Source organism: Chromatiales bacterium 21-64-14, from assembly GCA_002255365.1.
Taxonomy (GTDB): Bacteria; Pseudomonadota; Gammaproteobacteria; order 21-64-14; family 21-64-14; genus 21-64-14.
Window position 1 is genome coordinate 1 of the sequence record NCBI01000060.1, and the last position, 10,824, is coordinate 10,824.

Here is a 10,824-nt window from a genome sequence, read left to right on the forward strand (position 1 = left end):
GGACCTTCCGCTCCCTTCGCCACTTCGGCGACACGCCCGCGCCCTACGCCTACCGTGGACTACCCGCCTCGTGCTTCGCACTTCCCTGGCGGGCAGCGTCGGCATCGATCTCGGCGTGGCCCGCTTCGCCACCTTGTCCGATGGCATCGTCTACCAGCCCTTGGACAGCTTCCGGGGGCTGGAAAAGCAACTGGCCTGGGAGCAGCGCAAGCTGGCCAGGAAGCGGAAATTCTCCCGCAACTGGAAGAAGCAGAAAGCCCGCATCACCGCCCTGCACCGGCGCATTGGCAATGCGCGCAAGGACTACCTGCACAAGGTCTCGACCACCATCAGCAAAAACCACGCGATGGTAGTGGTCGAAGACCTCAAGGTGTCCAACATGAGCGCATCGGCCAAGGGCACGGCCGAGCAGCCGGGCAAGAACGTCCGGGCCAAGAGCGGTCTGAACAGGGCCATCCTCGATCAGGGCTGGTTCGCGTTCCGACAGATGCTCGACTACAAGCTGGGCTGGAACGGCGGTTGGCTGGTCGCGGTGAACCCGCGCAACACCAGTCGCACCTGCGGGGCCTGTGGCCACGTTGATGCGGACAACCGCACCACTCAGGCCCGGTTTCACTGCGTCGCCTGCGGGTTCGAGGAAAACGCCGATCTCAATGCGGCACGCAATATTCTAAGGGCGGGACACGCCCGGTTCGTCTGTTCGGAGTCGCAAGACTCCGAGTCCCAAGCACAGGGATCAAAGGTCCATCAGGACCTGTTGGCAGGATCTAGTCCGGCTAGTGTGATGCCGGGAATCGCCGTCCTTTAGGGCGGCGAGGATGTCAATGTTCATGCATGGTCCAGGCTAGGGAACGGGATGGCTGGCCAATTGGTACTGATCGCCGGCCAGCCCGTCGAGCCGCGCGATCTCCCGCACCCGCCGACCGTGGTCGGTCTTGGTGATGAACACGATGTAGTGAACCGCGCGCGCCACGGCACCGCGTAAGGCGTGTAAGGGCCATTGGGTGACGTGGGGCGAGCGCATCATCATGGTCTCCAGGCGGTATAGGGCGTCGCCTGCCGAATCGGCATGCAGCGTGGACACGCCCCCCGGGTGCCCGGTGTTCCACGCCTCGATCAGCTCGTAGGCCTCAGCCCCGCGCACCTCCCCGACCACAATGCGATCGGGACGCATGCGCAGCGTGTCACGCAGCAGATCGCTCATGCTGGCGATCCCGTCCTTGGTCCACATCGGCACCACATCGCCCGGCGGGTACTGGAGTTCCTGCGTATCTTCGAGGATGACCAGCCGGTGCCCCTGCGCGCCGATCTCGGCCAGCAGCGCATTGGTAAAAGTGGTTTTCCCGCTCTGCGTGCCGCCGGCGACGATGATGTTCCGCCGCCCGGCCACCGCCGCGCGCAGTATGGCCTGCTGCTCGACGGTAATGACCCCCTGGGAGACAAAATCCTCGAGCGTAAAAATGCGCGTGGCCTTCTTGCGGATTGCGAAGGTTGGGGCCCGCACCAGGGGCGGCAGCTTCGCCTCGAACCGCGCGCCGGAGCCCGGCAGTTCGGCACTGAGCCGCGGGTGTAGGGCATTACACTCGGCATCCATACTGGAGGCGACCAGGCGGATAATACGCTCGCCATCCGCAGGGGTCAGGGTGTGGCCTGTGTTGATGCGGCCCTCCCCCAGACGGTCCACCCACAGGCAGCCGTCTGGATTGAGCAGTACATCCGTGATCGTGTCGTCGTGCAGATAGGCGCCCAGCTTCGCACCCATCGCGCTGAGTAGCATCATCAGCCGGCGCTCCTGGCTGGCGGTGCTGGCCGATGACGGCACGGGACGCAAATCGACGTTGGCATTCATCCGGTCACCTCCTGCTCAACTCCAGCCGTTTCAAAATCCTCTGCGGTTGCGGTTCGCGCCGCCGGCAGCTCCTGAAACACGGTGTTATGGCGGGCGAGGCGTTTACCCACCTCCTCGATAAAGCGCGTATAGCGCCGCCCGCCGGCACGCGCGGCGGCCTCCTTCTGGTCCTCCGGCACCTCGGGGCTGTTGGTGAGGTATACGCGCGCCAGCATGGCCAGCAGTTCCGCGGTAATCTGCGCGTCCCGTGCGAGGGTGTTGAGGCGGGCATCCATGCGCGCCAGGCGCCGCGAGACGGCCGCGGCGCGCCGATCCTCGGCGTCGGGATCAAAAAACGCCTCGACGGCGGCATGTACCACGTCGGTCGCGGACACACGCCGCTGCGCGGCGGTGGTATAAACGATCTCGTACAGCTCGGGTTCGAGCGCGAGGTGCATGGACTTGGTGCGTTTGCGGCTCACAGTGGCATCCCCAGGTCAGGGTCGTGGTGATGATCTTGCTTCAGGGCACGTTCGTGCTGGAGTTGATGACGTTGGGCTTTTGCTTCATCCAGCAGCTGTTCCTCGTCGGTGAGGACCGCGATCTGAGTGAGCCGCGCCCCGCGACCGGCGGGGTCCTCGCTCTCCGCGGCCTGCAGCGTGGCGGCCACCAGATCCAGCATCTGGGCGCGCACCGCCGCTTCCGGGTCCGCGCCGTCCGGCACCGGGGTTGGGGGCGGCGCGGACCCCTGCTCCAGAAGTCGATCCGTGTTTTGCAGGTCCATGCCGCCCTCCCCTCCCGCCCCGACCGCCGCGGTCGCGCTTGCGCACGCGGCACCCAGAGCGTCCCATGGGTTGTCCGGATCCGAGGGGCGGTAGGGGTAGCGCACGCCGCTTGGGATCGGGGGCGCGGCCAGCAGGCGGGATTGGAAATTGGTGTCCTGGTAGTAACGCAGTTTCCGGGTGCGGATCGGCGGGCGTCCCGCGACGAACAAGAGCGCGTCACTATCCGGCAGTTCCAACACTTCGCCGGCCGTCATGAGTGGCCGCGCCGCCTCCTGATCCATCACCATCACGTGTCCCAGCCATAGCGCCAGCCGGTTGCCGGCATAATTGCGTTGTTGATGCACCACCGTGGTCTGCCCGGTCATGTCGCTGATCAGCTTCGCCGTCTCCGCATCGTTGGGCGTGAAGATCTGGCGTACATGGCAATTGTCCAGAATGGTGTGGTTAGGTCCGTACGCCTGGGTGAGCTGGTTGCGGGACTGTGCGATCAATAACGCCTTGATCCCATAACCCGAGACGAACGCCAGCGCCGATTCGAGGGAGGCGAGCCGGCCCAAGGCCGGGAACTCATCGAGCAGCAACAGCAGCCGGTGTTGGTAACTGGAGGCTGACGCGCGCTGGCCCCCGCCCCCGCCGGCAAGCCGATGCCACACGCGCCGTGTCCAGTCGGCGAGTGTGGGGTGCTCTCCTGCCGCCGGCCCGGGCTCCTGCAGCCGCTCCGTGAAGCGCCGTACGATCTGATCGAGCATCAGGCGCAACAACGGGCGCAGGCGCTGCAGATCCCCCGGGGGGATGACCAGATACAGGGATACGGGGCGGGCACCGCCCATCAGGTCTTCGATCCGGAAGTCCGAGTCGCTGACGGCCGCGGCCAGCACCGGGTCCTGGTACAGGGCCAGGTTGCGCAGCGCGGTCGAGACGACGCCGGCTAACTCGTTGTCGGACTTGTTGAGCATCTGCCGGGCGACCCCGGCGATCACCGGATGGGTATTCGTCGGCAGGCCGGTGAGCGGGTCTTTCCATCCGTAGCGTTGCGCCCCGTGCGGATGGTGTACGGTGGTCAACATGGCCGTGAAGGTATCGAAAATCGACCGGCGCGGATCGCTGAGGAGCGCGAGCACCCCCGGCAGGGACTTATTGCGGGCGGTGTAGAGGACGTGCAGGATCGCACCCGTCAGCAACGAGTGGGCGGAGTCCGTCCAGTGGTTGCGCTCCCCCACGCCATCGGGATCGACCAGCATGTCCGCTACGGCCTGGGTGTCCTTGACTTCCCGCTCGCCCTGGCGGATCTCGAGGAGCGGGTTGTAGTGGGCGGTGCCGCGCTCGCCCGGGTTAAAGTGGATCACGTGGGAAAACCGCCGCCGGTATCCCGCGGTCAGGTTCCAGTTCTCCTGTTTCATATCGGTCACGATCACGCTGGCGGGCCAGGTCAAGAGCGTGGGGATGACCACCCCTACCCCCTTCCCGGAACGCGTCGGTGCGATCATGGCCACATGCTCCGCGCCGTCGTGGCGCAGGTAGTGCCCGTCCGGCCCCAGGCCCAGTACGACGCCGGCCGGGCCGAGTAGCCCTGCGTCGCGCAGGTCCTTGGCGTCGGCCCAGCGCGCACTCCCGTAGGTGTTGCTGCGCCCGTCGCCGCGGGCGCGGTACAGGGACATGGCGACCGCGCTCAGGATCGCCACGGCCACCCCCCCATAGGCCGCCCAGGCGGCCTGCGCGAATTGCGCCGGCGCATAGGCACCGTAGTGGTATTGCCAGGTGAGGTATTGCCAGGGGTGAAAAATGGGCCAGCCGTGGACCGTAAACCACGCGCGGCCCAGTTGCGGCTGGAACGCGAGCAGGCCGGCGACCCACTCGGTTGCCACCCACAGGCCGCCCACCGTGAGCAGCAGCACCAGAACCAGTTGTCCGTACAGAAACGTCGTACCGCGTTGTCCAGCCATCGGGGGTACCTGTCAGCTCGGGGGTAGGGACGGTTTCTTTTCATGGCCACCCCGGATCTGCAGGGTGCGCTCCGGCCCGGGAAACGGGTGACTGAGATCCAGGTGCGCCCCGCCGACCGGCGTGAGGCGCACGGGCTGCTCCAGGTGGCGTTCGGCGCCCCGTTGGTAGGGGGCCAGGGTGAAACGCTGCCCGTCACTCACCAACAGATGCGGCCCGCTGTCCATCTCCTCGATACGCACCAGCGTCCCGCTCAGAGCACGCGCCGTGCCCCAGCGCACGGGTTGGCCGAACGCGCGGGACAAACGCGCCTCTGCGGCCTCCAGATCCCGCGCATAGAGGGTCTGCAGGGCATGGGTCCGCAGACGCCGCCCGCCGCCCGGCGCGACCTCCGTGAGCCCCTGGAGCTCCAGCTCGGCCAGCCGGCCCTGCAGGGCCGCATCCAGATCCCGTTGCAGGCCGCGGCGCGCACCGCGTGGCTCCGGCACCGGGGCGCGCTGCCGGCGCACCAGTTCCCGGTCGAGGTAGGTGACGCCCGCACGGTGGACCTGCTGGGCCAGGCCGTGGCGGTCCTCGCGGGTGATCTGAACGAACCGCCCTTTGTCGCGGCCGCGCGCGGCCTGGGCCGTCACCGCGCGCTCCAGATCGGCAGGCACCTGCCAGCGGTCCGCGCCGACGGATTGCACGATGCCGCGCTTCTCCAGGGCCTGGATCCGGCGCACGTGTCCATCCACATATTCCTCGGGATCCAGGCCGGCGGGCAGGCGCCGCCCCCGGGCCTCGACCAGATGCGCGCCGGGGTCGTAAACCCCCCCGTTGGCGTGCGCCAAACGGGCGATATTGCGGTCGGCCGGACGCAGTGGGTTGGGCGCGTGCGCGCTCACGCTCACCACGTCGCCCGGCGCGGCCTCCAGGCCCCGGGCTTCGCTGTGGGCACTGAGCGCAATGTAGTAGGCCCGCCCATCCGTGGCGTTGAGGACGATGTACTTGGTATCGTACAGCTCGTTGACCAGCCCTTTATGCTGCACGACACCGGTGAGTTTCGGGGCGTCCACCGCATCCTTGTTGAATACGACCTGCTCGGTCACGTCCAGGCCGTACAGGTGCTTGTGCATGGTCTTGATAATGTCGCCGCGCTCGCCGAGCTGATGCAGCTGCGGCGCAAGCTCCGGATGGAGCCCCCACACCCCGGGTTCGTGCTCCACCGCCAGCCCCATCTGGTTGAGTACCTCCAGGCGGCGCAGCTGCACGCCACGCATGAAGGTGGCCCACTCACGCCCGGGCTCCGGGGACGCGCGCAAGTCTACGAGCGCGTCCGGGTGCGCATCGGCCAGCTGCACCAGCGCCCGGTCGGTGGCGGTGTAGCGCCCGGCCTCGATTTCCCACTGCAGTTTCTGCCGTACATCGAACTCGGTGCGCGGCCCCAGATCGTCGGTCGCCAGCTCGCCCGCCCGCCCGCGCATCCCGTGCGAAAGGTAGTCGCGTCCGATCACCAGATCCGCCCCATGTTCGTCGATCCCGCGGACCGTCAAATGGACGTGGGGCCGGTCGGTGTCGTAGTGGTTTACCGCGACCCACGCCAGGCGGGTGCCCAGATCCTTCTCCATCTGCTGCACCAGGCGTCGGGTGTAGTCCGTCAGCTCGAGCGCTTGGCCGTTCTCAGGCGAGACGATGAAACGGAATTGGTGGCGGTCCGTTCCCGCATCCTGTATCCACTCACGCGCCTGTTCGCGCGACAGCTCCCCGGTGCCGTTGTACAGCTCCGGTTTATCCCCATCCCGCTCCAGCCCTTCGCGGCGCAGATACGCAATGTGATTGCCTACGGACACGGCGCCCCTGCCCCCCTTCACACCACTCACACGCGCGGGGTTGAGGCGCACCACGCGCGCCTTGATGGAGACCCGTTGCGCGTAGGCCCGCGGGCTGTGCACGTAATGGGACCGGGCACCCCCCCAGTTGTGACCCCCGCCACCGCGCCCTCGCCCACCCGCACCCATGCGGGAAACGACACGGCGCAGGTGGCCAAGAATGGTGCGCGGCGCCGGGCCGGAATCACCCGGCCGCGGACGCCCGGTCTTGGGCCGGAACGGGCCGCGGTCCGATTTCGCCCCGCGGGTGGTAATGCCTCGTTTTTTCATGGCTGAAATCCGCGTGTCCGCGCCACGTTCATGATTTCTCTCGCCTTTCCATCATCGTGCGTCATGGCCTGTAGTCGGCGTGTCGCCAGTTTTCTACGGCGATACAAATACCTGCACCACCGACTGACACACCCTTTTATCTTGCCCTGCATTTCCTACCCGCACTCCGACCCCACTTCAGCGCCACCCTCCCCTTCACCGCACGTCTTGTCCCCTGGGGTCCACAGCCCCGCGCGTCGCGCGGCCCTCGCTTTGCTCCGCAGCCCATAAAAGGCTGCTCCGCAGTCTCGGGTTACAGGCTATGGACTCAGGGGACAAGACCGTCACGGACAGTGGCATCAGAAGGTCCACAACGGCCGCACTTCATCACGCACCTGGGAGAGCCCGACCGTCCCAAAATACCGCCCGTCGAAACTCTTCGGCGAATGGTCAGAGAAGGGCAGAAACTGGCCCGCCGGAACCGTGAAACACCCGCGCAATTTGGGCAGCGGAAGGCCCTGCGTATCGACCGTCGAAATGGGCCCGCGGCGCTTGCCGTTGATGAACACGGCATGATCGGTTACGCAGTACCGGTCACCGGGCAGCGCGCCGATCCCCTTGAGCATCGGCCAACCGTATTGCAACCACCGCCGGCCATAGACCAGGTAGCGGACCCGCGCGGGCACGGCGAGCTCTACGATCATGCCGCGTTTCGGGTGGCGCAGGGGCCGCAGCAGGTAGAACCCGATGGGTTCGCTTTCGGTGTAGTTGAAGGTGAGGTCAGGGCCCCACCGGTGCCAGATCATCGGCGTGAGCTCGACCACGCCGATGAAGAGCGCCAGGAACGTCAGCATCCCGCGCGCGCGGTTAAATCGTGCGCGAAATGCCGCGCCGCCCGCTGCGCCCGCGTCCGTCCCGTTCAACGGGCCTTGGTTGTCCGTCGTGGTCGTCATAGCGCGCCTTGCATTCGGGATAGGTGGAACACCCCCAGAACGGGCCCGACTTGGGGCTGTTTCTGGGAACCAGAACACCGCCGCCGCAATAGGGACAGGGTTGTGCGCCCGGCGCCGGGGCAAAACGCTGGCGCCGCACATGGTCGATGGCGACCCGCACGACGCCTTCCAGCTGCGCCAGAAACGAAGGAATATCGCCCGTCCCCCGCACCACGCTCTGCCACATGATTTCCCACGCCGCGTGGAGCTCCGGGCGCGTGATGATGGCCGGCAGGGCATCATGCAGCGCCGCGCCGGCAGCGGTGGGCCATAGCCCCCCATCGGCATCCGTAGCCAGTGCGCCCTGATCGAGCAATTGCTGGAGGATGCGCGCCTGCGTGGTATCGGTGCCGACGCCGTGAGCGGCCTTCAGCGCCGCTTGCAGGCGTGCATCGCAGACCTCCCGGCCGAGGTCCGCGAGCGCGCCCATGAGCGAGCGTTGCGTGTAACGCGGCGCCGGCTGGGTCTGCCCGGTGGTATGCGCGGCGTCCCGTACCGACACCAGGGTCCCCACCGGCAGCGCAGCCAAGGGCTCCGCGTTCGGGTCATCGTCCCATTCGGCCAACGCCGCGGGGCAGTGATGGGCAAACAGGGCGCGCCAGCCGGGTTGCCCGGGCTGGCGTCCATCCGCCGCAAACCGCTCGTTGGCCACCGCGACCTCAAGGTGGATGTGCAGGACGTCGGCGTCCGGGTGGAACTGGGCGGTGAATACTCGGCAGATGAGCGCGTACAGCTGGCACTGGATGAGCGGCAGCTGGGCCGTCTGCAATCGCGCGCGGGTCGGGATCATGCCGTGGTGAATGACCCAGCGCGCATCGTTGAATGCCCGCCCCGCCACCGCCAGGTCCGCCTGTGCCACCGCGCCGGCCAATTCCGCAAGGTTGTCCGCGACGGCGTGGAGCGTCGCACCCGCCTCGCGGTGGGTCCGCTCCGGGAGATGGCGGTAGGCGGTGCGCGGCCAGGTGATGAGGCCGGCGCGGTATAGGGCGTCGGCGGCCTTCATCACGGCCTCCGGGCAATAGCCGTGCACGCGGTGCGCGAGCGCCTGGAGTGCGCCCAGGGACAGGGGCAACGGTGGGGGCTGACGCAGCGCACGGACTTCACACCGGCTGACCGTCCCCGGGGCCCGTGCGGCACGCGCCCGCACCCGCCTCACCGCGCCGGCATCGAGCCGGCGCCCCTTCGATTCGCTCCACCGCGCGGTGAACGTCCCGGCGCCGTGGGCAAGGGTCAGCGTGAGGTGGTGCAGCGTCTGCGCCTGCCAGGTCCGCCGCTCGCGCTCACGGCGCACCACGAGGCCAAGGATCACGCCCTTGACCCGGCCCACGCTGAGCACCCCCGTAAAGCCGCTGCGCCTGGCCATCAGCGTCACCGCGCGGGTGAGGTTGGTCCCCAGCACCCAGTCGGCCCAGCGGCGCAGTTCCGCGGCCCGGCGCAGCCCCTCGAATTCCGCGTTCGGCTGCAGCCGTTCCATCGCGTTCATCAGCGCCGCCGGCGTCAGATCCGCCAGCAGCAGGCGTTGTACGGGCCGGGTGTTTCCGAGGTGGGTCAGCACCTCGTCCACCGCGAGTTGGCCTTCCCGGTCCGGGTCCCCGGCGTGCACCACCTCGGTGGCCAGCTCCAGCAGCGATGCGATCTGCGCCAGGCGCTTTTCGGCACCGGGCATGGGGATGGTGAGCGATTGCGGGGGCAGGATGGGCAGATCCGCCAGGCGCCATTGGGCGTAGTGCGCCCCGTACTGTGCGGGCCGCGCCAACTGCAGGAGCGGGCCCCCCAGCGGCACGATCAGCGTGCCGGGTCCCTGGTAGTGACCGCGGCATTTTTGGGTGTCCGGCAGACATTGCGCCAGCGCGGCGGCGGCGCCCGTGCGTTGCACGAGATACAAGCGCATCAGTGCCGCCGCCGTTGCGCGCACCATACCCCCTCGCGCCGCACCCGGGTGCGTACGGTAGGAACGGCCTGGCCCGCGCGCACGTGCAGGTCGGCGGCCTGGTAGACATACGCCGGCACCGTGGCGAGGTCGTCGGTACGCGTGCGCTGGTGATCGAGCCATGCGAGCGCCAGGCGCACCTGGTTCGCCCCGCTCGCGTGCAAAAGGATCTCCGCCCCGGGCCTCACCTGAGGCACGATGCACAGCGCCTCCCCGGGCCACAGCGCACGCAGGACATACACATGCCAGGCGCTGGTGCCGTAGGCATTGCGCGCCCACAGCTCGACGCCGAACACGCTCCCCGGCAGGAACCGCGCACAGCGCACGGTGATGCCGTGCGCCCACTGCCCCGTGGTACTGGTGCTGGGGTTGCCGAACAGTAGCCGGTGATTGCGCCGCCCCTCGCGGAAATCCAGTAGCACAGTGGTAATGGGATAAACCATAGTGCATATTAAAAAACAATAATTCCGGGTGCGCAAGCGGGTCATGTCCATAGCCCTATTCAACGACAATAGGTTGTTTTATAAGCAATATCCAGTGTCTGGTGTGCCGCCGGCAGGGGGTCCGCCGGTGCTCCGCGCAGCGGCGCTGACGGGCTTGGGAGCCGCGGTCGGGGCGCTGTCCTGGGGGCCGCACTGGTGGCAGCTGGGCCTGGCGGTGCTCCTGCCGGCGCTGTGGTCGGCAAGCGGCTCGCGGCGCGGCGCCTGGGTGGTCGCGACCGCCTATTACCTGGGGGCCACGCGCGGACTCCCCGCCGGCGCCGGGATGTTCTTCGCCGGCCAGCCGGCGGCGCTCGCCTGGGGATATGGCTGGTGGCTGGCCGATGCGCTGCTGCTGGGCGGGGCATGGGGGTTGCTGTGGCATCACCGCCAGCGCGCGCTGCGCGTGGCGCTCGTGGTGGCGGTGCTGGCGCTGCCGCCCGTGGGCGCCCTCGGCTGGGGCTCTCCCCTGCTGGCCGCCGGCGTGTGGTTTCCGGGCCTCGGCCTGGTGGGCGCGGTGGCCACCTGGGTGCTGATCGGGACCACGGCCGGGATCGCCGCCGGCGCCCGCGCCGCCCGCCCCATCGGGGCGCTGCTGGTCCTCGCCGCCCTGGTGACCAATCTCACCTACCAGCGCCCTGCCGATCCGCCCGGCTGGGTCGGCGTCAACACCCGCCTCGGCCCGGTCGCCAACCGGTTTTTTGCACAGTATCGGCGCCAGGTGGCGCTGCAGGCGATGGCGCGCCGGCGCA

General features: G+C 68.2%; 8 protein-coding genes. 2 read left to right on the top strand and 6 right to left on the bottom strand.

Annotated features, from left to right (window positions below; all coding sequences use genetic code 11):
* Positions 1-70: 70 nt before the first annotated feature.
* Positions 71-808, top strand: coding sequence for a virulence factor (locus tag B7Z66_14885; GenBank protein OYV74895.1), 738 nt, complete (start codon positions 71-73; stop codon positions 806-808).
* Between the two features lie 36 nt (positions 809-844).
* On the opposite strand, the gene B7Z66_14890 is transcribed toward B7Z66_14885, so the two are convergent.
* The 6 genes from B7Z66_14890 to B7Z66_14915 form a co-directional block, all read right to left on the bottom strand.
* The gene (locus tag B7Z66_14890) at positions 845-1,777 is read right to left on the bottom strand and encodes a P-type conjugative transfer ATPase TrbB (protein OYV74902.1); all 933 of its coding nucleotides are present in this window, start codon (positions 1,775-1,777) and stop codon (positions 845-847) included.
* A gap of 68 nt (positions 1,778-1,845) precedes the next feature.
* Entirely contained in the window at positions 1,846-2,310 is a 465-nt protein-coding gene (locus B7Z66_14895; GenBank protein OYV74896.1) for a hypothetical protein, read from the bottom strand.
* Positions 2,307-4,556, bottom strand: coding sequence for a hypothetical protein (locus B7Z66_14900; GenBank protein OYV74897.1), 2,250 nt, complete (start codon positions 4,554-4,556; stop codon positions 2,307-2,309). The genes B7Z66_14895 and B7Z66_14900 overlap by 4 nt, the downstream gene beginning before the upstream one ends.
* Positions 4,557-4,568: 12 nt before the next feature.
* Positions 4,569-6,692, bottom strand: a complete 2,124-nt coding sequence (locus B7Z66_14905; GenBank protein ID OYV74898.1) for a hypothetical protein — start codon at positions 6,690-6,692, stop codon at positions 4,569-4,571.
* Between the two features lie 338 nt (positions 6,693-7,030).
* Positions 7,031-7,906, bottom strand: a complete 876-nt coding sequence (locus B7Z66_14910) for a hypothetical protein (protein OYV74899.1) — start codon at positions 7,904-7,906, stop codon at positions 7,031-7,033.
* The gene (locus tag B7Z66_14915) at positions 7,539-10,043 is read right to left on the bottom strand and encodes a hypothetical protein (protein ID OYV74900.1); all 2,505 of its coding nucleotides are present in this window, start codon (positions 10,041-10,043) and stop codon (positions 7,539-7,541) included. The genes B7Z66_14910 and B7Z66_14915 overlap by 368 nt, the downstream gene beginning before the upstream one ends.
* Before the next feature lie 120 nt (positions 10,044-10,163).
* On the opposite strand from B7Z66_14915, the gene B7Z66_14920 reads away from it, so the two are divergent.
* The coding region (locus B7Z66_14920; GenBank protein OYV74901.1) for a hypothetical protein at positions 10,164-10,824 on the top strand (661 nt) is incomplete at its 3' end.

Coding starts and splice junctions, on each gene's coding strand:
- B7Z66_14890 (OYV74902.1), bottom strand. CDS start 1,777: ATGCTACTCAGCGCGATGGGTGCGAAGCTGGGCGCCTATCTGCACGAC.
- B7Z66_14905 (OYV74898.1), bottom strand. CDS start 6,692: ATGAAAAAACGAGGCATTACCACCCGCGGGGCGAAATCGGACCGCGGC.
- B7Z66_14900 (OYV74897.1), bottom strand. CDS start 4,556: ATGGCTGGACAACGCGGTACGACGTTTCTGTACGGACAACTGGTTCTG.
- B7Z66_14915 (OYV74900.1), bottom strand. CDS start 10,043: ATGCACTATGGTTTATCCCATTACCACTGTGCTACTGGATTTCCGCGA.
- B7Z66_14910 (OYV74899.1), bottom strand. CDS start 7,906: ATGATGCCCTGCCGGCCATCATCACGCGCCCGGAGCTCCACGCGGCGT.